General features: G+C 30.1%; 26 protein-coding genes. 7 read left to right on the plus strand and 19 right to left on the minus strand.

What is annotated here, in order from left to right:
• Positions 1 to 378: 378 nt before the first annotated feature.
• Genes FYJ26_RS03610 through lacA form a run of 5 tightly spaced genes read right to left on the minus strand, consistent with a single transcriptional unit; the run spans position 379 to position 3,624 of the window.
• Positions 379 to 1,785 (minus strand): PTS galactitol transporter subunit IIC, encoded by a 1,407-nt coding sequence (locus FYJ26_RS03610; RefSeq protein ID WP_154539695.1) that lies wholly within the window; start codon positions 1,783 to 1,785, stop codon positions 379 to 381.
• 34 nt (positions 1,786 to 1,819) lie between these two features.
• Entirely contained in the window at positions 1,820 to 2,125 is a 306-nt protein-coding gene (locus FYJ26_RS03615) for a PTS sugar transporter subunit IIB (RefSeq protein WP_154539697.1), read from the minus strand.
• 11 nt (positions 2,126 to 2,136) lie between these two features.
• Positions 2,137 to 2,604 carry a PTS sugar transporter subunit IIA gene (locus FYJ26_RS03620; RefSeq protein WP_154539699.1) on the minus strand — a complete coding sequence of 156 codons (468 nt, stop codon included), beginning with the start codon at positions 2,602 to 2,604 and terminating at the stop codon, positions 2,137 to 2,139.
• A gap of 8 nt (positions 2,605 to 2,612) precedes the next feature.
• Entirely contained in the window at positions 2,613 to 3,143 is a 531-nt protein-coding gene (gene lacB / locus FYJ26_RS03625) for a galactose-6-phosphate isomerase subunit LacB (protein ID WP_154539701.1), read from the minus strand.
• A 28-nt stretch (positions 3,144 to 3,171) separates the two neighbouring features.
• The gene (gene lacA, locus FYJ26_RS03630; RefSeq protein WP_154539703.1) at positions 3,172 to 3,624 is read right to left on the minus strand and encodes a galactose-6-phosphate isomerase subunit LacA; all 453 of its coding nucleotides are present in this window, start codon (positions 3,622 to 3,624) and stop codon (positions 3,172 to 3,174) included.
• A gap of 818 nt (positions 3,625 to 4,442) precedes the next feature.
• Between lacA and yajC the strand changes: the two genes are divergently transcribed.
• From yajC to FYJ26_RS03655, 5 genes are read left to right on the plus strand one after another with little or no spacing between them, the layout of a single operon-like run.
• Complete coding sequence (yajC, locus tag FYJ26_RS03635; protein ID WP_154539705.1) at positions 4,443 to 4,718, plus strand: preprotein translocase subunit YajC; 276 nt, start codon at positions 4,443 to 4,445, stop codon at positions 4,716 to 4,718.
• 16 nt (positions 4,719 to 4,734) lie between these two features.
• Positions 4,735 to 5,211, plus strand: coding sequence for a PTS N-acetylgalactosamine transporter subunit IIB (agaV, locus tag FYJ26_RS03640; protein ID WP_154539707.1), 477 nt, complete (start codon positions 4,735 to 4,737; stop codon positions 5,209 to 5,211).
• A 19-nt stretch (positions 5,212 to 5,230) separates the two neighbouring features.
• Complete coding sequence (locus FYJ26_RS03645) at positions 5,231 to 6,037, plus strand: PTS mannose/fructose/sorbose/N-acetylgalactosamine transporter subunit IIC (RefSeq protein WP_154539709.1); 807 nt, start codon at positions 5,231 to 5,233, stop codon at positions 6,035 to 6,037.
• Entirely contained in the window at positions 6,027 to 7,022 is a 996-nt protein-coding gene (locus FYJ26_RS03650) for a PTS system mannose/fructose/sorbose family transporter subunit IID (RefSeq protein WP_154539711.1), read from the plus strand. Before FYJ26_RS03645 ends, FYJ26_RS03650 begins: the two co-directional genes overlap by 11 nt.
• Complete coding sequence (locus FYJ26_RS03655) at positions 7,022 to 7,453, plus strand: PTS sugar transporter subunit IIA (protein WP_154539713.1); 432 nt, start codon at positions 7,022 to 7,024, stop codon at positions 7,451 to 7,453. The genes FYJ26_RS03650 and FYJ26_RS03655 overlap by 1 nt, the downstream gene beginning before the upstream one ends.
• 294 nt (positions 7,454 to 7,747) lie before the next feature.
• Here FYJ26_RS03655 and nagA read toward each other — a convergent pair whose 3' ends face one another.
• Positions 7,748 to 8,875 (minus strand): N-acetylglucosamine-6-phosphate deacetylase, encoded by a 1,128-nt coding sequence (nagA, locus tag FYJ26_RS03660; RefSeq protein ID WP_154539715.1) that lies wholly within the window; start codon positions 8,873 to 8,875, stop codon positions 7,748 to 7,750.
• A gap of 469 nt (positions 8,876 to 9,344) precedes the next feature.
• Between nagA and FYJ26_RS03665 the strand changes: the two genes are divergently transcribed.
• A complete protein-coding gene (locus FYJ26_RS03665) occupies positions 9,345 to 11,132 on the plus strand; it encodes a homoserine O-acetyltransferase/O-succinyltransferase family protein (protein ID WP_154539717.1) in 1,788 nt (595 codons plus the stop codon).
• A gap of 51 nt (positions 11,133 to 11,183) precedes the next feature.
• Here FYJ26_RS03665 and FYJ26_RS03670 read toward each other — a convergent pair whose 3' ends face one another.
• From FYJ26_RS03670 to FYJ26_RS03710, 9 genes are all read right to left on the minus strand, one after another.
• Positions 11,184 to 12,515 carry an alpha-amylase family glycosyl hydrolase gene (locus FYJ26_RS03670; RefSeq protein WP_154539719.1) on the minus strand — a complete coding sequence of 444 codons (1,332 nt, stop codon included), beginning with the start codon at positions 12,513 to 12,515 and terminating at the stop codon, positions 11,184 to 11,186.
• A gap of 247 nt (positions 12,516 to 12,762) precedes the next feature.
• Positions 12,763 to 13,236, minus strand: a complete 474-nt coding sequence (locus FYJ26_RS03675) for a PTS system mannose/fructose/N-acetylgalactosamine-transporter subunit IIB (RefSeq protein ID WP_154539721.1) — start codon at positions 13,234 to 13,236, stop codon at positions 12,763 to 12,765.
• Positions 13,237 to 14,160 carry a sugar phosphate nucleotidyltransferase gene (locus FYJ26_RS03680; RefSeq protein ID WP_154539723.1) on the minus strand — a complete coding sequence of 308 codons (924 nt, stop codon included), beginning with the start codon at positions 14,158 to 14,160 and terminating at the stop codon, positions 13,237 to 13,239. It abuts the gene before it with no gap.
• Complete coding sequence (galE, locus tag FYJ26_RS03685; protein WP_154539725.1) at positions 14,161 to 15,183, minus strand: UDP-glucose 4-epimerase GalE; 1,023 nt, start codon at positions 15,181 to 15,183, stop codon at positions 14,161 to 14,163. It lies immediately after the preceding gene.
• A gap of 10 nt (positions 15,184 to 15,193) precedes the next feature.
• Positions 15,194 to 16,297 (minus strand): ABC transporter ATP-binding protein, encoded by a 1,104-nt coding sequence (locus tag FYJ26_RS03690; protein WP_154539727.1) that lies wholly within the window; start codon positions 16,295 to 16,297, stop codon positions 15,194 to 15,196.
• A 10-nt stretch (positions 16,298 to 16,307) separates the two neighbouring features.
• The gene (locus FYJ26_RS03695) at positions 16,308 to 16,487 is read right to left on the minus strand and encodes a DUF6903 family protein (RefSeq protein WP_154539729.1); all 180 of its coding nucleotides are present in this window, start codon (positions 16,485 to 16,487) and stop codon (positions 16,308 to 16,310) included.
• Positions 16,488 to 16,489: 2 nt separating this feature from the next.
• Entirely contained in the window at positions 16,490 to 18,649 is a 2,160-nt protein-coding gene (gnpA, locus tag FYJ26_RS03700; RefSeq protein ID WP_154539731.1) for a 1,3-beta-galactosyl-N-acetylhexosamine phosphorylase, read from the minus strand.
• A complete protein-coding gene (locus FYJ26_RS03705) occupies positions 18,649 to 19,533 on the minus strand; it encodes a carbohydrate ABC transporter permease (RefSeq protein ID WP_154539733.1) in 885 nt (294 codons plus the stop codon). The genes gnpA and FYJ26_RS03705 overlap by 1 nt, the downstream gene beginning before the upstream one ends.
• A 9-nt stretch (positions 19,534 to 19,542) precedes the next feature.
• Complete coding sequence (locus FYJ26_RS03710) at positions 19,543 to 20,433, minus strand: carbohydrate ABC transporter permease (RefSeq protein ID WP_154539735.1); 891 nt, start codon at positions 20,431 to 20,433, stop codon at positions 19,543 to 19,545.
• A gap of 302 nt (positions 20,434 to 20,735) precedes the next feature.
• On the opposite strand from FYJ26_RS03710, the gene FYJ26_RS03715 reads away from it, so the two are divergent.
• Positions 20,736 to 22,403 carry an FAD-dependent oxidoreductase gene (locus FYJ26_RS03715; RefSeq protein ID WP_154539737.1) on the plus strand — a complete coding sequence of 556 codons (1,668 nt, stop codon included), beginning with the start codon at positions 20,736 to 20,738 and terminating at the stop codon, positions 22,401 to 22,403.
• A 279-nt stretch (positions 22,404 to 22,682) separates the two neighbouring features.
• Here the strand turns inward: FYJ26_RS03715 and FYJ26_RS03720 are convergent, their stop codons facing one another.
• The 4 genes from FYJ26_RS03720 to FYJ26_RS03735 form a co-directional block, all read right to left on the minus strand.
• A complete protein-coding gene (locus tag FYJ26_RS03720; RefSeq protein ID WP_154539739.1) occupies positions 22,683 to 23,402 on the minus strand; it encodes an ATP-binding cassette domain-containing protein in 720 nt (239 codons plus the stop codon).
• A gap of 29 nt (positions 23,403 to 23,431) precedes the next feature.
• Positions 23,432 to 23,953 carry an ABC transporter ATP-binding protein gene (locus FYJ26_RS03725; RefSeq protein ID WP_154539741.1) on the minus strand — a complete coding sequence of 174 codons (522 nt, stop codon included), beginning with the start codon at positions 23,951 to 23,953 and terminating at the stop codon, positions 23,432 to 23,434.
• 292 nt (positions 23,954 to 24,245) lie between these two features.
• Complete coding sequence (locus FYJ26_RS03730) at positions 24,246 to 25,433, minus strand: iron-containing alcohol dehydrogenase (protein WP_326831236.1); 1,188 nt, start codon at positions 25,431 to 25,433, stop codon at positions 24,246 to 24,248.
• On the minus strand, positions 25,434 to 26,093 hold the full coding sequence (locus tag FYJ26_RS03735; RefSeq protein ID WP_154539743.1) for an L-fuculose-phosphate aldolase: 660 nt from the start codon (positions 26,091 to 26,093) through the stop codon (positions 25,434 to 25,436).
• Positions 26,094 to 26,096 lie beyond the last annotated feature (3 nt).

The raw sequence follows: 26,096 nt of genomic DNA on the forward strand, positions 1-26,096 counted from the left end.
TAATATTTAAAAGTTTATTTAATTATATACCTAAAAATATTTTAAGTCAACAAAATTCTCACATATTTAAGTTCCCAAAATTGTTTAAAATTTTTTGGCGATATCCTTTTCATCTGTCTTAGTTTACAGCAATTTTCAATTAATTATTATCAATTATTATTTTAGCTATCCATACAATAATATTATATATTTAACAATGATAGGTTTTCTGCTTTAAAGACTTTTTTAGAAAGTAGGCTATTATCATATAGAAATACATTTTTCAAAATATTTAGCAATAAAAAAGTAGATGAAGTTTCCAAATATCATCTACTTTTCTATAATCTAAGCATTCATTCTAGAGTAATTTCTCATAATTATTATTTATAATTTTATATTCTAATTATTATTATTTTTGTATTCTTCGTTTCTTAATTGCATTTGTTTCTTATACCACAAGAATAGTAGTAAATAAACTGCTATAACTGCTAGAGCTATAAGAATCATTTTTCCACCTTGTCCATTAGCAAGTCCAACAAAGTAAGCTACAAATTTTTCTATAGGTCCTTCAAGTGTTGAGTGTGTTATTAGTGCTGTACTTGGCAATCCTTCTGGGAAGGCATGAACTGATTTAGCTGCTTCTGTTACATATGGTGCAATTAATGTGCCTGACCATAAAAATATTGGCAACATGAACACACCTATGATAATCATTCTAATAATTTTACCTCTTGTAACTACTAAAAGTGATGGTGTAAGTCCCATAGCTATGATTCCACCTAATGGTAGAACTTTATTTCCAGGTAAAATTAAAGCCATAAGTAACATAATAGGAGCAAGAATATTTGCTGCTGCCCACATTTCTGATCTTCCTGCAACGAATGGCCAGTCAAGTCCTATGTTAAGTTTACGTCCACCAAGTTTATTGTTAGTAAAATCTGCTATTCCTTGTGATAGGGGTTCTACTGATTCTATAAACCATTGACCTATAACTGAAAATAGCTCCAAACATGTAGCTGCTGTAAATGCAAGACCAAATGTATCAATTATTGGCATTCCAGCTAGTATACCTATAAATAGTCCTAGATAAATTCCTATTGCAAATTTTGAACCCCAGAAGCCAATCTTTGAGTTAAGTTTTGCAGCATCAAAGTCGTATTTATCTAAAAATGGAAATAATTTATCAATTATTTTATCAAATACCATAACAATAGGATTCATCATGTAGTTCATGTGGGTTGTTGTCATTGGATTGTCTTCTGGAGCATCTAATAAGTCATTAAATGTTGGTTTCATAAGATCTGAATTTATAATCTTTAGTACACCTATAAATATTACTAAGATTGTAGCAACTATTAAATTTGCTCCCATATATATTGCGAATAGACCTGTAATAGCTAAGTGCCAAATATCAAATATATCTACATCTAATGTATTTGTCTTTTTTAAAAATAGCATTACTAAGTTTACAATAATCATTACCAATAAAAAGTATAGGGTATATGGTGAACCCCACGTAATTGTAGCAAGTGGTGCCCAACCTACATCTGTAATACTTAACTCTACTCCTGTTCTTTCAACAAATTGTTGTAGAGCTTGTGAGAAATTAGTAGTCAATATTCCCATTATTGCTCCAATAGCTGTAATCGCTATCGCAAGTTTAATACCACCTTCTAAAGCCCTCGAAAATTTTACTCCTACCAATACAGATATTAATGTTAATACTATCATCATTAATACTGCCGGAGTCATAAAGTCCATAAAATTACCAAACAAGACATTGGCAAAATCAATTATAGCTTTCATCTTTTTCTCCTTAAATCATTTTTGAATTGTGATTTTATTTTAAATTGTTTTCTTTGATTATTTTTTCAACTTGATCATAAACTGGTTTAGCCATAGCTGGCATTCTATAAAGAATAGGACCGGCATCAACTGTAGGAGTTTTTACATCAAAACCTAAATCTGTTTTTGAAATTCTTGCAAAAATATCATATTTGCTTAGCATATCCTCAGTGATATCCTTTACCATTACTGCATCACATTTTAAAGCATAACCTCTATTTTTCATTTCTGTTTCCATTGCGTTTTTAATTTGATGGCTAGAGTTAACTCCAGCTCCACAAGCTGCTAACATTTTAATCATAATTTTTCCTCCTAAAATTTTTCCTTAATAAAATTATAAATATAATCAACGTCGTTCGATTCAAACATTTTCCCAATATCTTCAGTTTTTGTAACAAAATCCATTATCTGAGATAATATGTTAGTTTGTTCTCCACCACTTTTATTCAAAATCATAAAGGCAAAGTCGACCAAAATCTCTTTATCTGGCTCAATCATATTATTAAATTTAAGACTATTTTTCAATTTAATAGGTATGATTTTTGTTACATTTACTGTAGATGGCTCTGTATGTGGAATGGCAATGTTTGAAAGATTAGGATTAACAACAGACATATCCATACCTGTTGGATAATTCTTCTCTCTTTCTAAAATCATTTCGTAAAAGTTTTCTTTTACAAATGATTTTTCTAGAAGCTTTTGATAAATATAATAAAACAAATCTTCCTTATTTTTTGCATCAGATACATATATACAATCTTTATCAAATAGTTCAGTCATTTTAATACCTAGTCGTGATAATAACCTTTCTTCCATTTTTCGATATATTCATCAAAAAACTCATCATTGTTTACTTGGTTTTCTTTATCTTTATCATATTTATCTTCAAGAGCCATTAATTTATCTATTAATTTTTTGTTTTCTTCTGTTTCTTTGTATTTTGAATTTATAAATGAATCAACAATTTCTAAAGCTAAATCTTTGCCGACTATCATTCCACCGAAGGCAATTACATTGGCATTTAATTCTTCTCTTGCGTATTGGGCTGTTATACAGTCCCTAACCAAGGCACAACGTGCACCAAATGTTTTATTTACTGCTGTTGATATCCCAACACCTGTTCCACATAAAACTACTCCAAGATCACATTTGCCACTTACTACAAGTTCTGCAACTTTTTTCCCATAAATTGGATAATGTGTTCTTGTATTATCGTAAGTTCCAACATCGACTACCTCATGTCCTAGACTTTTTAAATGGTCTGAAACTTGCATTTTTAAACTTGTGACAATATGGTCACAACCTAAAGCTATTTTCATTATTTCTCCTTGAATTATATAGTTAGTATTATAGCATCTTGTTAAGCATGTCTATCCTAATTTGATGACGTCCACCATCATATCCATGGCTTAAAAAACTCTTTAAACAACTTTTTGCAAGAGCTTCACCTACAACTTCTTGTCCTAGGACTAATATTCTTGCACCATTGTGTCTTTTTGTCATAAGTGCTGATCTTTCATCAGATACTTCGGCAGCTACTATGCCTTTGAATTTAGAGCATGCCATATAAGAGCCGGCACCATAGTTATCGATTACAACTCCTACTGAGCTATCATCTGTTTTTTCTTTTAGTTGACTATTTTCTTCTAAAAGCTTTTCGCATACAACAGATGAACTATCTACGAAGTCAAAACCATCTTTTGATAAATCCTCATATTCATATCCCATTTTTTCAATCTCATTTTTAAGGATATCTTTTAATCTTTTACCATTGGTGTCCGATGATATATATATCTTCATGACGAAACCCTCCTTTTTCTTTTTTGTTTATTTTTGTTTACTAATGTTCTTTATATAAAGAATATACCATTCTCAAACAAATGTCAACACCAAATTTGAAAAAGTTTTCAATTATTTATGAAATTTATATAAACTAAGTTATTATAATCTGATTAAATAGGGCTTTTTGGCTAAAAAAACCTAATTAAAGAAGGATAAAAAAATCTAGGATAAAAATAAAATTACCGGCAAGCACTGACTATGACAGGAGTTTATAGCTTTTTATAAGAATATTAAAATTTACAGTCTTTTCATTTTTAAAAAAACATTTCCCTAACTTGTATTTTAATGAAAGAGCTAAGATAATTTTAAAAATTATATATTATAAGAGGAGATAAAAATATAATATAATAATTTTTTTGTATTTTAATATATTTTTTAAAATTTATTATAAAGAAGCTTAAAGGCTTATTTTGTATCGTTTTCATATGTTTTTTATTTATTTTATTTTCTAATTTAGGCGATATTCTTTCTATATATATTTATAATTTTTGTATCTTTTTAATATTTTTCTCTAATTATTATCTGAGCAAAATTTATAAATTTAACAATCAATTTTTTTATAAAACTTTGACAAAGTAATATAATTATATTATAATAATGGTAATTACCAGGTTAGTATTTACATCTATTTATCTTTTACTTTTATATGTTTTAATATACAAATTTAAAAGATAAAGGCTTAGAGTTTTTGTTTTTTTATTTTTTCATTAGGGAAAATGTTTTAACAAATGCTTTTTTTAGTAAATATTAAAATTTATTTAATGAAAGGAGGTTTAATGTTAGCTGATATTGCAGTCACATCCTTGGTATTACTGGCATTTATTAGTATTTTTATATTAATAAGTCAAATAATAAGCCACAAGAATTTAAATAAGAAAAAAAAATATTTTGAAGACTTACACAAGAATTTAAAACCTGGCAAAAAAATCATGTTAACTGATGGTATATATGGAGAAGTTATTTCTTTGAAAGAAGACTATGTTATTGTCAGTATTGCCAAGGATGTAGAAATCAAGGTTAGTCGTTACTCAATTAGTGAAATTTTAAATTAAAGAGGGGGAAGTCTATATGCCAAATATAGTATTGACAAGAATAGACAATAGGCTATTACACGGTCAAGTTGCAACTCAATGGACTAAAGCTATCGGGGCAAATCTAATATTAGTTGCAAATGATGAAGTTGCAGGAAATAAAATGAGACAAAATCTCATGAATATGGCTGCTCCTACTGGAGTTGCTACTAGATACTGGACAATTCAAAAAACCATTGATACCATTCATAAGGCTGCTGATAGACAAAAGATATTTATAATATGTGAAAGTCCATCAGATGTTTTAAAGCTTGTTGAAGGTGGTGTTCCAATTACAAATGTAAATATAGGTAATATGCACATGGCCGAAGGTAAAAGGCAAGTAGCAGGTGTTGTTGCAGTAGATGACACAGATGTAGATGCTTTTAAAAAATTAAAGGAAAAAGGTGTTAATTTAGAGATTAGAAAAGTACCTACAGAATCAGCAGAGGATGTCAACAAACTATTTTCATAAAAAAATCTAGGAGAATTTAATGAACTTTAATATAATACAAATAATTTTAATATTCTTAGTTACTTTCGTAGTAGCTATCGACCAATTCTCTTTCCTAGAGTCATTATATCAACCGATTATTACAGGTCCTGTTATAGGAGCAATCTTAGGCGATATGCAAACAGGTCTAGTTGTTGGTGCAACTTACCAATTGATGACTATAGGAAATATGCCTGTAGGTGGAGCTCAACCTCCAAATGCAATTATAGGCGGTATTGTTGCTGTAATTTTTGCAATTACATCAGGGCTTAGTCCAAACGCAGCTGCAGCTGCTGCTATTCCATTTGCCCTTTTAGGACAATATGGTGTTACAATTATATTTACTTTAATGAGTCCTGTTATGTCAAAGGCTGATCAATATGCCAAAGAAGCTAACCCTAAGGGAATAGAAAGGATTAATTACTTATCTATGGCTCTTTTAGGAACTATTTTTGGAATAATAGTAGTATTATTCTTTATAGCTGGTTCATCTTTCGGAGCAAAACTTGCCGAAAAAATTCCAGAAACTCTAATGCATGGACTTGGAGTAGCTGGTGGAATGATGAAGTTTGTTGGTTTTGCAGTTTTATTAAGACTTATGGTGTCAAAAGATCTTTGGGGATTTTTCTTTGTTGGATTTTCCCTTGCAGTTATAGTTATGGCAAATGATTCTTTATCAGGATCAGCTTTATTAATCATTTCACTTATTGGCTTTGCTCTTGCTTTCTGGGATTATCAAATCCACTTAAAACTAAAGAGTGCAAGTGTTAGTGGAGGTTTCGAAGGAGGAGAAGAAGATGGAATATAATGATATGAACTCTTATAAGGACACTAACCCTAGTCCAAAGCTAGATCAAAAAACTTTAAATAAGATGGTTTGGAGATCACTTTTTCTACAAGCATCTTTTAACTATGAAAGAATGCAAGCTGGAGGATGGTTATATTCAATTTTGCCAGGTCTTGAAAAAATACACACTAACAAAGAAGACTTGTCAAAATCTATGACACATAACCTTGAGTTTTTCAATACTCACCCTTTCCTTGTTACATTTGTTATGGGTATTATACTTTCTCTTGAACAAAATAAAGTTGAAATACCAACAATAAGAGCCGTAAGAGTTGCAGCAATGGGACCTTTGGGTGGCATTGGAGATGCTATTTTCTGGTTTACACTTGTGCCGATAGTTGCAGGAATTTCTTCTAATATGGCATTACAGGGTTCTATAGCTGGACCGATTCTATTTTTTACAGTGTTTAATATTTGTCAATTTGCCCTAAGATTCTGGCTAATGAATTGGTCATATAAAATGGGTGAGTCTGCAATTGATATCTTGACTGAAAATGCAAAAGAATTTACAAGAGCTGCATCAATCCTTGGTGTTATAGTTGTTGGAGCACTTGTAAGTGTATATGGGGATACATCAATAGCTCTTGAAGTAGACAATGGTACAACAAATACTCCTGTACTTGTAGATACTATCGTAAATAATAATGAAATATCTCAATATGATGATCTATTATACAAGGATAAGGAGAAAAAAGAGTTAAATGATGGTGCAGTAATAAGAGATTTAGGAAATGGAAAATCAGAAATAGAATTTAACACATATGAAGAACAACCAGTAAAGGTTAAAATCCAAGAAGTGCTAGATGGAATAATTCCTGATCTTGTTCCACTTTCTATTACACTTTTATTATTCTTCTTATTGACTAAGAGAAAATGGACACCTATTAAATGTATCGGATTTTTACTAGTTCTTGGAATTGTTGGTGCATATATAGGAGTATTTTAATGACAAATGCAGTAATAGCAGTAAGTCACGCCTCACTTGCTAGTGGAATTTACTCAGCTATTAAAATGATAGCTGGTGACTTTGATAATGTAAGAATACAAGAATTCAAAGAAAATGACGACTTAAATCTCTTTGATAAAAAACTTAAAGAAAATTACGAATCATTAAAGGAATATGATAATGTTATAGTTTTGGCAGACTTAGCTGGTGGAACCCCTTTTAATAGAGCAGTAATGACTTTAGGTGAATTTGATAATGTGAGAGTTTTGGCAGGTCTAAACTTTGCTCTTTTATTTCAAGCTATAAATAGTGAGGGAAATAATATTGACGAATGTGTTGATGATATATTAAATATAGGAAGAGAATCAATAGTTTCATATAAATCGGAAGAAAACAATATAAATACAGATGATTTTGAAGATGGTATTTAGAAAGCAATACAATAATATAGGATTTTATAAAGTAAGGAAATAACTTTATATTATTTAAGGGGCTGTTGCAAAATTATGAATTTCTATCGTTGCATCATTTCAAGTTACTCCTAGACAATTTGAGAATAGCCTGCCGGCTCATGGAGGCCAAATTGTCGTAGAGGGACTTGAAATGATATTGCAACGATTAATTCATTTTGCAACAGCCCCTTTATTTATTCTTAAAGTCTTGTGTTTTAATTGCAAATTTCCAAGTATTAATACTTTCTACAATATTTTATCTTATATTATTTTCTATATCTCGTATCTTTTCTCTCCATTTAGGAAAGTTGCTTTTAGATTTAGTTCATCATCTAGCAAGATAAAGTCTGCATCATAGCCTACCTTTATCTTTCCACATACATCATCTATATCTACAGATTTAGCTGGCATTAAACTTGCCATTTGAACTGCTTCATAAACATCTACTATATCCCAATCATAAACATTTTTAACAGCTTCTTTAAGTTTTAAGATTGAACCAGCCAAGGAGCCTGATTCTAGTCTTGCTGTACCATTTTCTACCTTAACTGGAAATTCTCCAAGTTTATAATTACCATTTGCCATACCACCTGCCATCATACAATCTGTAATTAGGACAATTCTATCATAGCCTTTTTTATCTATAAGAATTTCAGCTGATGCTGGGTTTACATGATGACCATCACAAATTAGTTCTGAATAAGCATCAGAATTCATGGCTGCTCCCACCATTCCTGGCAATCTATGGTGAAGTCCACTCATACCATTGAAGGTGTGAACAAAGATATTAGCTCCTGCATCAATTGCTTCCATAGCCTCATCATAACTTGCATCAGAATGTCCTAAGGCAACTTTTACTCCCATAGCATTAGCTTTTTTAATGAAGTCTTTTACTCCTTTTCTTTCTGGAGCTAGGGCAATTTTATTTACAAGTCCATTTGACAATTCTTTCCATTTTTTAAGCTTTTCTATATCAGGATCTGACATATATTTTTCATTTTGAGCACCCTTGTATTTTTCTGTAAAAAATGGTCCTTCTAGGAATATTCCACGAACTTTAGCACCTGTTACATCCTTGTATTCATCTCCTACAAGTTTTACTGCATCATTTAGTCTCTCTGTTGTATCTGTAAGAGTTGTTGGTAAAAATGATGTAACACCACATTCTAAAAGTCCCTCACTTATTACATTTAGCGCTCCTTTTTCAGCATTCATTATATCCTTATTTTTGTAACCATGGATATGAGTATCTACAAGACCTGGAGCAAGGATTCCTTCTAAGTATTCATATTCTTCTGGTTCATTTTTTGAAATTGATTTTACTTTTGCATTTTCAACTTCTATATATAATTCTTCTCCAACACTGTCTTCTAATATTACATAATCTGCTTTATAAAACATCTTCTTCTCCTTGTACTTTCTATATATTATAATACCGACTAAGGTGAATTTATCAAAATGGTATTTGTTTATAAATGTTTGTTTTTTATTACTTTATACTTATTTTTATATGTTATTAAATTTGATTAACTTAGGCTTTATTGCAAAATATTATTTAATTATATTGACTTAATTTTTTTATTATGATAATATATATAAAAATAAATCAGAACATAAAAAAGAAGAGTAACTTATAAAGATGATTTAAGAGAGCTTAGTTGTGGTGAGATAAGTAGATTTTTTGTAAGTGAAGATGGCCTTTTATTGTTGGCTTGCGATATGTAGCTTGCTAGGGGTATGCCCCTTATAGCAGATGGTATTGTTTGATACCTACTAAGTCTATTATCGTGAGATATTAGAAAAATAAGGTGGTAACACGAGTCTTCGTCCTTTGGTCGAAGGCTCTTTTTTGTATATAGAAAGGAATATTATGCCAGTTATATTATCTGAAGAATTAATTAAAAAGGAAATTTTAGAAAAAGAAGACATTTTTACCATTGATAAATCTAGGGCAAAAAGTCAGGACATAAGGCCTTTAAAGATTGCCATAGTAAATCTTATGCCTAATAAGGAAGAGACAGAAATTGACCTTCTTAAGCTTATATCAAATCATGCACTCCAGATAGAGGTTGACTTTATAAGAACTGATTCATATATAAATAAACACTCCAATTATGAAAGATTAAATAAGCTCTATAAGTCATATGAAGATATAAAAAACGAGAAATATGATGGAATGATAATTACAGGCGCTCCCATAGAAAATCTTGACTATTCTGATATAAAATATTGGGATGAGCTAAAAATGATATTTGACTATGCTAGGGAGAATGTCTTTTCTACTATTTTTATCTGTTGGGCATCCCTTGCAGCTCTTAACTATTTCTACCATATAGATAGTTTTTCTTATAAGGAGAAAATATTTGGTGTTTATCCTTTCTTTAAGGAAAGTGAATCTAGGCTTTTGGATGGCTTTGATGACGTCTTTAACATACCTCAATCAAGGTACAAAGGAATTGATCCAAAGGATATAGAGCTTGTAGATGATTTGAAAATTTTAGGTGAAAGTGATGAGGTTGGCCTAAGTCTTGCTGCAAGCTGTGATTATAGGTTTATCTTTAGCCTAGGACACTTCGAATATAATAAATATACTCTTGATAGGGAATATAAGAGAGATTTAAAAAATGGATTAGATGCTAAAAAACCTGTAAATTATTATTTTAAAGATAGCGATAAGATAAATATGAGCTGGAAATCAGCAGCAAGTCTTTTTTTCTCAAATTGGATAAATTATGCAGTATACCAAAATACACCTTATAGGCTAGATTCCATAAAAGAGAAGTCAGTATCAAAGTTTGGTGGCTCATCGCTTTCTGATGCGGGTCAATTTAGGAGAGTTAAGGAAATTATTAATAAAAAAGACGATAGGAATGTAATAGTCGTATCTGCACCTGGAAAGAGAAATCCTTACGATATAAAGGTAACCGACCTTCTTATAAAAGCTAGCGAGTCAAATGAGAAGATAAATAATATAGATAAGGAAATACTAAGACTAAGTAAGGTAAAAAATGAAGAAATTGAGATTAAAAATAAAATCTTAGAAAAGATAAGGGAAAGATTTTATGAAATTGTAGATGACTTAGACCTTAATAAAAATATAAAAAAAGAGATAGATGATTGTATTATAAGTGTGTCAGAGTCTTTAAATAAGGACTTTAACCTATCTCGTGGTGAGTACTTAAATGCTAAAATCCTTGCCCTCTACCTTGATTATGATTTTATAGATAGCAAAGATTTAATATATTTTGACGAAGATAATAAGGTTAATTTTGAAAGGACAACAGAGGCTATAAGAAAAAATATAAGAGCTGGAATGAAGGTGGTTGTTCCGGGATTTTATGGAAATAAAGATGGTTATATAAAAACTTTTGAAAGAGGAGGTTCTGATTATACTGGATCAATTTTGGCATCAGCCTTAGACTCATCTGTCTATGAAAATTGGACTGATGTTTCTGGGATTATGACAGCAGATCCCAACATAGACAAAACTGCCAAAAAGATAGAAAAACTCAAGTATAAGGATCTTGAAAAAATAATAAATTCTGGAGCAAGTGTCTATCAAAAGGATGCCATAGCTCCAGTTATGGATAAGAATATTACTATAAAAATACTAAATACCAACAAGCCTGATGATTCCGGTACTACTATAAAAGATTAAAATCCTAAAAGACAGGACTTAAAACCTGTCTTTTAATTAGTCTATAAAGTTTTACAATTTTAAAATTAACGCTTGGTATATATCTAAGGCCTCAGGTTCAAAGTCTCTTTTGTTATTTAGGATAATTTCGGCATCTTTTATCTCTTCTGCTATTTTTTCATCTATTAGGACAAAGTCATCTGAAAGATTTACTAAGACCATAAATTCCTCATCTTTGAAAAATCTTTTAAAGATATAGGCACTTTCATCAAAATAAATTTTCTCATAAGAACCTAGTCCATAAATTGAATTAATTTTTCTCATCATTATAAGTTCATGAATGTAGTATAAAAATGAATTTAAGTTCTTTAAGTCCTCCTTGTAGGAATTGTTATAATTTACCATAGACCCATAGTAATTTTCAACTTTTGAAAATCCTCCCAAATCTGTCATCTCCCACCTTAAAGGGAGTTTACTAGATAGGCTAGTGGTTTTTTTAATCTTCTTTATAATATCATCTTCACTTAAATCCTTATTTTTAAGAATTTTATATCTAGCTTTTATCTTTTTGTCATTTATCTTAGCTATATCAATATAATATTCACTTCTTGCTTCAATCTCTTCGCCTTGAAAAACGAAAGGTAGGGTTTTAAGAGAAAATAATAGGATATAAAGAGCCTTCATAAAATCATGTGACTCATCTTCATCATCAAGAATTTTATCAATTAGCCTAGGATAATAAAGATTTGTTAAATCTATACCATAGTGGATATATTTTTCCTCTGTATTTTTTTGAAGTTTATCCAAAAGTTCGTAATATTTCCTATATTTATTTTTCTCTATTATAGAATTTATATTTGATATATAGACTATATCAGAAAGATTTTCATCATCAATTAGGGAAATATCTCTTACACCTATTATAAATATCAATTTATTTTCTTCGCAAAAAGACTTTATTTCTTTTAAAATACTAGAAGAATTATCTCCAAATCTTTCAAAGAAAAGATCAACATCATTAAGTCTTATGCCCTTTACTCCCTTGTTTTTCCAATAAGATATTATATCTAAAAATTCATCCTTAAAAATATCTATCTTATAAGATTTAATCAGGTCACGAAAGCTAAAATCTAGGATTATTTTCATCCTAATTTCTTTAGCTTTTTTACATAGGTTTTCTATGTCATCTTCTTCTCCCAATTCTTTTTTTAGCTTATAAAAATTATATGAATTTTCATTTTCATAAAAAATATTATGTATTAGGCAATAGGTAAATCCAATCTGACTAATTGTAGATAATTTATTTTGTAATCCTTTTATATCTCCTATTCCGTCATTATCATGGTCAAAAAAAGACTCAACAAAGACTTCATAGTAGCTTGATTTTTTTAAAATATTGTTCATTTTCCCTCGCTTTTAATGAGATATTTACTTATATATTATTACCCTTATTAATAATTTTTCTACATATATCTATATTTTAGTAAATTTTAAAAGATAGGGTCATTATGATTAAATATAAATTAACTATTTTACTCAAATTATAGGTATTTAAATCTTATATTTATAAATATAGACTTTACCTATCTTAACTATAAATATAATAATATATAAAATTAGGCTTTTGCAAAATCTTGCAGAAGCCTTTTTCTTAATTTATATCAGAAACTTTTATTAACTTATCCTCTGGAAGGGTAAGAATCATAACTTTTATACCTTTTTCTTCTATTTTTTCTAAATCTTTTATCTCTTCATCTTTCAAGTAGATTGATTGGGTAATTTCTTTTGTATCTATTCTTCTTCTTTGATTTCCTAAGTTTATTTTATCTATATTTAAACCCTTATCTATAATTTCTAATGCAGATTTGGTATTTTCTACTAAAAGTATAGCTCTTATATCTTCTTCTAAGTGTTTTAATTTATCTATTGCATCAGCTATAGAAAGAAAATATGATTTTACTCCTATAGGTGTTGCCACATTTAGGATTTTTATTTTCTCACTATCTTCTGCTATTTTATCATCTGCTACTATTATTGTATTAGCCTTTACTTCATTTAGCCATTTTTTTGAAACTTGACCATGTAAAAGCCTATCATCTATTCTTGTAAGTACAACTTCTGCCATTTAAATCTCCCATAGATTTTCTTTATATACTCCATCCTTAAACATTTTTTTGAATTCTTCTTGGGCTGGTTTTAAGTCTTCCTTGTAGGTTATTCCTATCCACTTATCATTTGTAGGAATTACTTTAACTTCTGCTATATCATCTTCTAAAAATTCTCCAATCATATTAGGTAGGATATATTCTGCATCTATTAGTCTATCCCTATTTTTTTCTAAATAGTTTTTATAGTATTTTTCACTTATTTCTATGAATTCTGGGAAGGCTGCCCATACATTCATTGAAACTAAAGAGTCTAGGTTTAGGAAATCTTCAGGATGATTTTCCTTAGAAAGCACTTTTCCATCTTTATTTTCTATACCATGGGTTTCTTTAATATCTATTAACATATGGTCTTCATTTTCTAAGCATATTCCCCTATTTACTACCCCATTTTTTGATAGGGTATTTTTTAATTTATAGCCTGCCATAGAAACTTGTAATTTTTTCTTGTTTTTTTCTATAATTTCCGGGTTATTTAGGTAGTCATACATTAGCTTGAAGACTTCCCTACCGTAATAGTCATCTGCATTTATTATTAAAAATGGCTCGTTTATAAATTCTTTGGCATCTATAACAGCTGGGACTGTACCCCAAGGTTTAAGACGATTTTTTGGAACTTCAAATCCTTCTGGAAGTTCTTGTTTTTGGAAGGCATATTCTACATCTATTAATTTTTCTATTCTTTCTCCTATAACTTCTTTAAAGTCCCTTTCTATTTCATCTCTTATGATAAAGACTACCTTATCGAATCCAACTTTTTTTGCATCATAGATTGAATAGTCCATTATTGTATGACCAAAATCATCCATCTTGGCAAGTTGCTTTACTCCTTTTCCATATCTTGAACCAATTCCAGCTGCAAGTATTACTAAACTTGTACTCATTTATGCCTCCTCATATCCATTAGGATTGTTCTTTTGCCATCTCCAAGAATCTTCACACATATCCTCTAAGTCATTTTCACATACCCAGCCTAGGATATCTTCTGCTTTTTTAGCTGAAGCATAACATTTTGCAATGTCTCCTTCACGCCTATCTTCTATTTTATATGGAATTTTCACTCCACTTGCCTTTTCAAAGGCCTCTATCATTTCAAGAACTGAATATCCTTCTCCTGTAGCAAGGTTAAATATTTCCACTCCTGAGAGCTTATCCATAGCCTCCATTGCCTTAACATGACCTTTAGCAAGGTCAACTACATGGATGTAGTCTCTTACTCCTGTGCCGTCTTTAGTATCATAATCATCTCCAAATACATGAACATAGTCATATTTTCCTATTGCAACTCCTGTTATATAAGGGATGAGGTTATTTGGAATGCCCTTTGGATCTTCTCCTATAAGTCCAGACTTGTGGGCTCCTATTGGATTAAAGTACCTAAGTAGGATTACTTTCCATTCATTGTCAGATACATAAAGATCTGTCATTATTTGTTCCATCATGGACTTAGACCATCCATAAGGGTTAGTACATTCACCTTTTGGAAAATCTTCTGTTATGGGGCAAGTTTTAGGATCTCCATAAACTGTTGCTGATGATGAGAATACTATATTTTTAACATTGACTTCTTTCATAGCTTCTATAAGAGTAAGAGTTCCAGTTATGTTATTTTGATAGTATTCAAGTGGTTTTTTTACACTTTCCCCAACTGCCTTAAGGGCTGCACAGTGAATTACTACATCTATTCTTTCATTTATTAAAACTTCTTTTATTTTCTCTTTATCGAGAACATCAGCTTCATAAAATTTTAAATCTTTTCCTGTAATTTTTTCTACTCTTTTTAAGCTTTCTACTGACGAATTTGAGAGGTTGTCATAGATTACAACTTCAAAATTATTGTCTAAAAGCTCTACTGCTATATGTGAGCCAATAAATCCTGCTCCGCCTGTTATAAGTATTCTTTTCATATACCATCCTTTAGTTTTCTAAAATATTAATTTCTGTTTGTGGGTCAAAGAAATGCATTCTTTCTTGATCTAAGTATAATTTTACCACATCTGCCTTTCTAATAGGATTATCCATATTAAGTTTTGCTAAATACTTATCTTTTTTACTATCTAGGTAAACATATTGCTCGCTTCCAAGCATTTCTGTAAAGGTAACTTCTCCTTCTAACTGACAAGGGGTTACTCTTTTTTGGTCATAAAGATGTTCTGGTCTTATGCCAAGTATTACTCCTTTATCTAAGTAGCCAAGCTCTTCTAATTTTTGACCTTTTACTATATCTATTGGAAGCTTATTAGATTCATTTTTAGCAAAGTATAATCCATCTTCTTTTATTATACTAGTATTTATGAAATTCATCTGAGGAGATCCAATAAATCCTGCTACAAAAAGGTTAATAGGATGTTGATATACTTCTGTTGGACTTGCTACTTGTTGGATTTGTCCTTTATTCATTATTACAATCCTATCTGCCATTGTCATGGCTTCTGTTTGGTCGTGGGTTACATAGATAAAGGTTGTATCTAATTGCTCATGTAGTCTTGAAATTTCTGCTCTAGTTTGTACTCTTAGTTTGGCATCAAGGTTACTTAAAGGCTCATCCATTAGGAATACTTGTGGATCACGAACTATGGCACGTCCTAAGGCCACCCTTTGTCTTTGTCCACCGGAAAGGGCTTGTGGCTTTCTTTCTAGGTATTCTTCAAGTCCTAAAACCTTGGCTACTTGATCAACCTTGGTATCAATTTGGTCTTTGGGATATTTTTTAAGCTTTAGGGCATAGGACATATTTTCTCTTACAGTCATCTGAGGGTAGAGGGCATAATTTTGAAAAACCATAGCTATATCCCTATCCTTTGGTTCTACATCATTTACAAGCTTATCTCCTATATAAAGCTCACCTTTTGATATATCTTCTAGTCCTGCTACCATTCTTAGAGTTGTAGACTTACCACAACCTGATGGTCCTACAAAAACTATAAATTCTTCGTCTTTTATCTCTAAGTTGAAATCTTTTACAGCTTCTACTCCGCCATCATATATTTTATAAATGTTTTTAAATGTTAATCCTGCCATTTTTCCCCTCTTATGAAAATCTCCTGTTATATAAGTAAAGATCTAGCAATAGTAATCCAAGTGATATTATTTGGATAAATAAATACTTATATCCAGTAGTAGCATGTCCTATAAATTGTAAAATTACAGCTATTATGAAAATTAGACCCAAAATTAAATTGGCCATTTTTTTCTTTTTATAATAATCCATAACTACTCCTTAATCCACTTTATCTCGCCTAATCTAAGACTTAAATCTTTTACATTTCCATCTTTATCATATACTTTTGTTTCTATATCCTTATTAGAGTTGTTTATAATACAATACTCATCAAGGCCTTTGAAAGCTGCAACTTCTGCATATATACTTTCTGCAAAGTATTTTTTAAGTTCATCTTCCTTATGAGATACATACATGATGGCTCTTTTTATAATCCTTGTATTTTGAAAAGAATATGGACATCCTGCCATATAGAAACTTCTTCCCTTGCCATAGTCTCTTGTAGCCATTCTTACACCTTCATTGTAATAGTCTAGAATTCTTGTATCCTTATCTATGGCATATACATTTTCTTTTCCTTCTCCATAGTCTATCTTTCCTATTACATCCTCAAGTATAAAGTGGGAGTCTTCTACTTTTGTGAAATACTTGTTTCTTCCTTGTGAGAATCCACATTCTACATCAAGACCAAGGACATCCCTAAGTTGGAAAAATTTGCCATTTTTTTGATATGCTGATGGGTCTCCAACCCCAATAAATCCTCCACCATTATAAACATAAGAACGTAATTTTTCGATTATTTTACTATCAGAAAAATAATCAGCTCCAGAAAATGCTGTGTAGGCATCTCCAGCATTTATTATCACATCAAATTCATTAAGGTCTTTTTCTTTTAAATCATCAAAGTTTATAAAGGATACATCTACATCCATACCTGATAAGGCTTCCATAAGTCCCATATAGGAGTAAGCAAGTTTAAATCTTTTACCATGGGCTACAATGTGTGAACCCCAACGTCTTATCTCACCCCATGAGTTTAGTATTGCAACTTTGGCACTTACCTTTGGAATCTTTTCTGAAATTTTATTATAGATTAGCCTATATTCATCAGCAATATTTGCTATATAGTCTGTAAAGTCTTTAAATTTGTAGGCAAGGGATAAGTATCCACCATATCCAATCCTATCTAATGGACTTCTTAGAAGTGCTCTTCTTGCCTTTATCCAATTATCTCTTGCCTCAATTGATGGATCATTTCCTTCATAAAAGGTATCTGGGAAAAAGTATGGTAAAAATCTTCCCTCTTTCATTTGTGTGTCTATATCGGATATTAGTCTTAAAGTTATTCCATCTCCAACACTACCTACCACTCCATCAAGACCAATTTCTTTAAAATATTTGCCAAAAGGCTCTATTCCAATCCATGAATCTCCCAAAAACATTACAGCTTTTTTGTTATATTTGTGAACTAAGTCTACTAGTCTTTTTGCCCTCTCAGCTACAAATTTTGATTCAAAATCTATATAGGTTAGAAATTCTTTAGAAGGTTTCCTATACATTGAATTGTAATATCCTTCATCTATAAATACTTCCGGAGATAGTCTATAACCATATTGAGCTTCAAATTTATCTAAGGCATTTGGAGATACTGTATGAAGGTATCCAAACCAGTCTACATATTTTTCCTTAGCCTCTTTGTTAAATACTAGGGTAAAATGATAGAAAAATGTTGTAAACCTAACTATATCAGTTTTAGGATTTTCTATAAGCCATTTTTCTAGAGCTTCTTCTACGTATTTTGATGTTTTCTCCCCTCTTACATCCATTGGTATATGGTGAGGGACATCTTTCCAATCATTTGTTATATAATTATACATTTGAGTTGGATCCCAAATGCCAAAGGCTAGGAAGGAAACTGAATAGTCGTGAAAGGGTATTGTTTTTATAATGACCTTATCTTTATCTAGGGTCCAATCATTTATATCAACAACTTTCCCTGTTGTCCTATCTCTTACTTCCCAGTATTTTTTATAGTCTGATTTGTAATCGATTTTGATTTGCTCATCATAGTAGTCTTCAAGTAGATCTATTTCAAGACTTTCAGATGTAGCAGTTTTGAATTCACTTGAAAGATAAAGTCTAATAGCCTCATCTAAGTTTTTTTCAGCAAAGTCATTTATATCTCTTACTGTAAAGTAGGTTGTATATATATCTACATCTTCTATATCTTTAATCTCATCGGGAAGCTTTGTTCCGTCAGAATCTCTTATAGCATCTGCCTTAAGTTTATCAAGCATTTCCAAAGTTTCATTATAGAAATTTTCTTCACTAGGAAGGGTTAACCTTCCCCATAGTTTATTTTGATTAGTCATTATCCTTTATCTCCTCCTATCATCATTCCTTCTGTAAGTTGTTTTTGTACTAGTATATACATTATTAAAGTTGGTATCATTACAATTACGAGTCCTGCATAAAGTCTACCATAATTTGCAGCCCCTCTTGCTGCTTGTTGTAGGTTAATAAGACCTACTGGTAGAGTTTTTTTAGTTTGGTCTGTCATAAGGGTTAGGGCTAGAATATACTCATTCCAAAATGACAAGAAATTAAATAATATTACTGTTATAACAGCTGGTTTTGCCATTGGAATCATTATATCAACCATGGTTCTAAAGTAGCCTGCTCCATCTATATAAGCTGCTTCTTCGTAAGATTTTGAAATAGATGAGAAGAAATTTGTAAGTAGATAAACTGTAAAAGGAACTGCAGTTGCTGCATAAATAAGGGCTAGAACTAACCTGTTATTTAATAGGAAAGCTCCTCCCATAACATTTGATAAGGGTCCTTGGTTTATCATCTTATTTAAATCTCTTAAAAGCATAAATATTGGAATTACTATATAGGAAAGGTTAATAAAAAGACCTGCTTTAAGTATGGTGCTAATTATTGACTTTCCTCTAAATTCCATACGAGCAAGTATATAGGATGCTGGTAGGGAAATTGCTAAAAGTATCACTAATCCTAAGAATGTAACCATAACTGAATTTAGGAAAAACTCTCCCATATTTGCAGCTTCCCAAGCATCTTTGAAATTGTCTAGGTAAAAGCTTGCTGGAAGTTTCCATGGATTTTGATAAAATTCTGGATTTGTCTTAAGTGATGACATGAACACCCACATAACTGGTATGAGGATAGATAGTGCCATTACTATAAGGCAAAAATATATAAATACCTTAAATAGTTTTGATTTTTCTTTCATTGCTCACTCCTAATATTGGATTAGATCTCTTTTAGTTAACCTATGCACTATAGCTGATAGGATAAAGGAGAATAAAAATACTACAACTCCTATAGCAAGTCCATAACCAAAGGCTGAATTGGTGTAGGCTTGTTCATATTGGTAGTTTAAAAGGGTTAAACTTGCCCCATCTGGTCCTCCGCCTGTTAAAGCCTTTATGATTTGGAAGGCTATATTTATATTACTTATTACATAAAATGTAAGGGTTGTTCTTATTGTTTGCCATGTAAGAGGTAGGGTTATATCAAAAAATTGTCTAATCCTACTAGCTCCATCAAGCTTTCCTGCTTCATATAGGTGTTCTGGAATCTGACTCATAGTTGACATATACATAACCATATAATATCCAATCGCTTGCCAGATCATGGCAAAACCAATTGAGTAAACAACCTTGAGTCTATCTCCCAAGAAAGATATATTCTCACTTCCTGGATTTATAAGTCTTAAAAGTCCATTTATAAGACCTTCATCCATGCCATAAACTACTGCAAAGATTGATGCTATAACTGCAATAGATAAAATATTTGGAATATAGAAAATAATCCTGAATACGTTTTGCCCCTTAAATGATTCACGTGTCAAAATTGATGCGAAAACAATTGCCATAACCATAGTAACTATTGTAACTATAACTATAAGAAAAATTGTATTTTGACTTGCCCTAACAAAATTTGGATCTTTGACTAAAATTTTGAAGTTATCTAGACCTACAAATGTCTTATTACCTGAAAGTCCTCCTGTTTTAAATAGGGATTCTTTAAATACATTGAATGTAGGATATACCATAAATAATAAATAAAGAATAAAGGCTGGCAATAGACCAAAGAAAATAAATCTAGACCTATTTTTGCTATTTTTCATAAAATCTCCTTGTTTTTTAGCTAAGCTTTAAAGTCCTAACTTTCACACCAAGTAAAAGCTTTATTTTTACAAGCTTAGACGCATGGTAATTACCTTTTCTTTTATTATATGAAAAGAAGATTAAAAAGTCAACAATAATATTAAACGTTTTCTTCTTAGATTTTAAATCCTACTTTATTTAAAAGAATTTTCTATTTTTTATTACAAAAATATAGTTTTTTTCACAAAATTAAAGTAGTTAAAGATTAAATATATAATATTGGATTTAAGTAAATAGGGTATAAATGTGTATGAGGTGACTTATGAAAATAGTTATAATAGGGGCAGTTGCAGCAGGAGCAACCGCTGCAACCAATATAAGAAAAATTTCTAAAGACAGCGAGATAATCTTACTTGAAAAAGGAAGAGATACTTCCTTTAAAAACTGTGAGATTCCTTATTATCTTTCAGAAATGGTTAAAGATAGCAAAGATTTAATAGCAAGAAATCCTGAAGCTTTTAAGAAAAATAATGATATAGATGCAAGAAACTTTAATGAAGCAATCTCTATAGATAGGGATAAAAAGGAAGTTTTAGTAAATGATATTAAAAATGATAAAACTTATACTGAATCTTACGATAAGCTTATAATTGCAACAGGAGCTTCTCCTTTTATTCCAGATTCTATAAAAGGACTTGATAAGGATAGAGAAAATGTCTTTAAGGTAGAAAATGTAGTAGATGTTGAAAGGATAAGAGCTTATATAAAAGAGAAAAATGCCAAAAAAATCATAGTAAATGGAGCAGGTTTTATAGGTATAGAGGCAGCTGAGAACTTAAATGAACTTGATGGAGTAGATATTTACCTTATAGTAAGGTCAAGAGTCCTAGAGGCAAATATTGATGAAGAACTTGCAGGATTTGTAGAAGAGAATATAAGAAAACATATAAACATGATAAAAAATGATGAGATTATAAAGGTAGAAGATGATGAGCTTATTTTAAAAAGTGGCAAAAAATTAGACTACGATGTGCTCATAAATGCTATAGGTATAAAGCCAAATTCAGAAATTGCAAAAAAAGCTGGTCTTAAACTTACCGAGTCTGGGGCTATTGATACTGATCGAAATTTCTTAACAAATGACCCAGATATCTATGCCATAGGTGATGTTATAGAAGTATATAACCCACTTACAAGAAAAAATGGCAAACTAAATCTAGCATGGCCTGCTCACAGAGAAGCTAAATTTGTAGCAAAACATATCTTTAATATGGCAGGAAAGTCCCCTTCATTTATAGGGTCATTTTCCCTAAGGTCTTTTGATATTAACATTGCATCAACTGGCCTTTCAAGAAAAGTTCTTGAAAGTGAAAATATTGCTTTTGAATCAACTCTTATAAGACACAATGACTCAGTAGATATCCTACCTTACTCTAAACCTATGAACATGAAAATACTTTTCGACTCACACACTGGCCTTATCTACGGTATCCAAGCTGTAGGAGAAGGTGATGTAGTTAAAAGAATAGATATAGTAGCAGGACTTGTTGGAATGGGTGCTGATATTTATGATCTTTATGATACAGAGCTATCCTACCAACCAATCTTCTCAACTCCAGAAGATGCCCTAAATACATTAGCAAGTCAGGCTATAGATATATTTGAAGGTGATTTAAAGCATGTGAACTTATATGAACTTAAAGATAAAATTAATGACTTTAGGATTATTGATATAAGAAGTAAAGAAGCTTTTGATAAATCTCACATAAGGGGTGCAGAAAATATTGAAAGTTCAAAAATCAGAGAAAATCTTGATTTAATTAATAAGGATGAAAAGACACTTTTATATTGCAACTCAAGTAATATCGCAAAGTCTTTGACTAAGTTTCTAATAAGCCAAGGTTTTAACAAGGTCTATATGCTTGAAGGCTCTATGGTCTTTTTGGAAAAATATGTGGATGTTTTAGGACTTGATTTATTGGAAAGATAAAAGAAGGACTGTTTCAAGTATAATTGGAACAGTCCCTTTTATTTTAGACAAAATTAAGATGCATTCTTATCTTATTTTATTTAGAAAGATTTATTACATTATAATTACCATTTTCCTTAAATATATTATCGTGACTTATTACGATTACAATACCATCTTTTTCTAATAAACTTTCTATCAAATTAAGAACATGAATTTTTACTTTTTCATCTAAGAAATTTGTTGGCTCATCAAATATATAAGCACTTCTTCTTGTTTTTGATACTAGCTCTAATTGGGCTAGTTTTTTTGACCAGAAGATCCATTATACACTTTATTTAAAATTCCATATTGGCTTATTATTGGCTCTGAAGGTATGTAAACTATATCTTTATATAATATATCAATTTGTTTATTTAAAATGTTACCATTTATTAATATTTGTCCTTCATATCTATTTGATAGGTTTAAAATTGATTCCGCTAATGTTGTTTTTCCGACACCATTAGAGCCAACTATTAAATTTACTCTATCTTTATCAAATTTAATATTTAAAGGTTTGTGAAGTTTTTTTCCATCACTTCCAAGTCCAACATAATCTTTAAGAATAATTCCTCTTATTTTCTCATTATTAAAATTCATAGAATCAATATTTAAAAATTTATTATATGATTTCAATGCTGGCTTACTACTTACGTATTCTCTTCTTATATTAAATAAATCTAACATAGGACTCCACAGATTGCTTATATATAAAGATACTGCAGTATAATCACCTGCTGTCATTTCTCCTTTAGCAATTAAAATTATTGAAATTATAGTAGTAAGTGTTATGGAAAAATTTAAAGTCCCGTATACAAATATGTTATATATGACACTTTCATACTTAACCTTTCTAATCAAATCATTTCTAAATTTTTCATAAAAAGTTTCTATATTAAGCAGCTGTTTCTCTTCTAAAAACTTCTCCTCTTTACTAATACTTTTTTGATCTATTAAATATCCCTTGATTTTTTTCATATTTCCCAAATGATCTGAAGATGCATTACTTATATTGACCTCACTTTATAGGAAACTATTGCAGAAATAGGTATTATTATAAGAAAAGCCAGCAAAATCCATTTAGATATAAAGTAAACTATAAAGCAAGTAACTATAAACTTACTTATATTTATAATAATCTCTAATATATTTCTATATATAAAAGGCTGAACTATTTCAAAGTTTTGCCCTAACTCTTGTGTCATTCTTGCCTTATCCAAGTTGTTCTTTTTATTATCATAAACTTTAAGTAAATTATTTATTTGAGAAAATTGATTTATATATGCTTCTAAATCATTAATCCCAAAATAATAATCTTCTAACACATAAAAAAAGTGAACGAAAATACTTATTAATAACATTGATAAAATATATATAATAGCATATTTTATGTTTTTATTAATTGCACTATCTATAGCTTTTGATATTATCAAAGGATTTAAAAGAGTTAAAGATATTACTATAACCCTTATTAATAATAGTTTAATAAATTCTTTCTTATTCGTGTATTTCCAAAATTTCAACATCATCGATAAGCTCCATTAACTTAGTATAGTCATTTAATATAATTATTTTTTCTTTAATATAAGGTGAAAATGAGTCAAGTCCAAAATTTTGTGTAAAATTTACTAATCCAATATTTGCTATTTCAACCTAGTATATAATTTAGAAGACATAATCCACTCCTCATTAATATCAATGAGGAGTGTTAAAACTTTCTATATATAATTTATATTAGAGTGTAACAAAATGAGGTATTGTAATAAATAAACCTAAACAATATTATGGTCTTGACTTAATATTTTATGAAATAAATTAAATTCAAATATTATCTAAGTTATTAATAGATGCTATCTTATAAATTTCTCTAATATCATCCTCATTCATAGAATAAAACCCACCTGTTTTTTTCCCATTTAGATTATTTAAACTTACTAATTCATCTATATCATAATCATTGATACCCAACTCTTTAAAATTAATAGGCATGTTTATTTTCTTAATAAATTTTTTAAACTTTTCAATACCAATATTAGCAGTTTCAAGATAATTTTCATCATTAATTTCAACTTTAAATACTCTATTTGCAAATTGAACAAATTTATCTAATCCATGTCTTGAAACTACATATTGCATCCAAGCAGGAAAGATCACAGCCATTCCAGCACCATGATTACAATTATATTTAGCAGACAAAACATGTTCTAAATGATGAGAATTCCAGTCTTGTTCTCTATCACATCCAATAATATTATTATGAGCCATTGTTCCAGCCCACATTATATTTTCTCTCGAACTTAAATCCTTGCTATTTTGTATAGCCATTGGTCCAATTTCTACTAAAGTTTTCATTATACCCTCTAACAACCTATCAGATAATTGGACACTTTCTGTATTAGTAAAATATCTTTCTAAACAATGTGTAAAAATATCAATTATACCAGAAGCTGTTTGAAATTTATTTAATGTTAATGTAAGCTCTGGATTCATTATTGAAAAAACTGGTCTAATCAAATCAGATTCTATGGCGATTTTTTCAAAAGTTTTCTTGTTAGTTATTATTGCATTTGGTGAACTTTCACTTCCAGAAGAAGCTATGGTTAATATAACACCTACATCGATTGCTTCTTTGATTTCCTTACCACAATAAAAATCCCAGAAATCTCCATCATACTCTACTCCGATAGCGATAGACTTTGCTAAATCTATAGAGCTACCTCCACCTATTGCTAATATAAAATCAGTTTTTGAACTTTTTGCTATATTAATACCCTGATATACTAAGTCTGATGTAGGATTAGGCTCTACCTTATTAAATAAGCTATATTTTAATTCTTCTTTTTTTAAGGATTCTTCTATACTAGCAATTAATCCATTAGATTCAAATATTTCTGGGTAAACTATTAGAACATTATTTTTATTAATTCTTTTTATCTCTTCTCCAACTTTTATATGACTTTCTTTGCCAAAGATATATTTTGTTGGACTATAATAAGTGAAATTTTGCACTTACTTATCCTCCTTCTTTGGCTGACCATAATTTTTAAATCCTTCTGCAACTTCCTTCATTTCATCATCAGTCAATAAAATAGGTTTACCTATACTCATTGCTCTATATTGAATTTCAGCAACATATTCCATCTCTTTAGCAAGACTATAAGCAGAACTTATATCTTTTCCACATACAACTATGCCATGATTAGCAAGTAGTACCGCATCGGATTTTCCAGCAGCTTTAACAGCTGATTTTGCTAATTCCTCTGTACCATATCTTTTATAATCTGCACAAGGTACTTCTATTGAATTAGCATCAGCAATAACATAATGGACTGGCTTTATTGGCATTCTTAAAGCCGAAATAGTTGTACAAAAAACAGAATGAGTGTGAACAACAGCTCTAGCATCCGGTTTATTCTTATAAAACAGTGTGTGTAAATGCCATTCACTTGAAGGTTTTTTATCCCCATCTATTATATTTCCTTCTAAATCCATAACAACTATATCTTTTGAAGTTGTCTTTTGATAATCTACACCTGATGGAGTTATAAATACAAGTCCACTTTCTTTATTAAATATGCTTAAATTACCACTAGTACCAGAGCTTAAACCTTCTGTACTCATTTTTTTTCCATAATTTACTAAAGCTTGTTTTTCCTCATTATAATTCATGTG

This window comes from Anaerococcus porci (genome assembly GCF_009696575.1).
Taxonomy (GTDB): domain Bacteria; phylum Bacillota; class Clostridia; order Tissierellales; family Peptoniphilaceae; genus Anaerococcus; species Anaerococcus porci.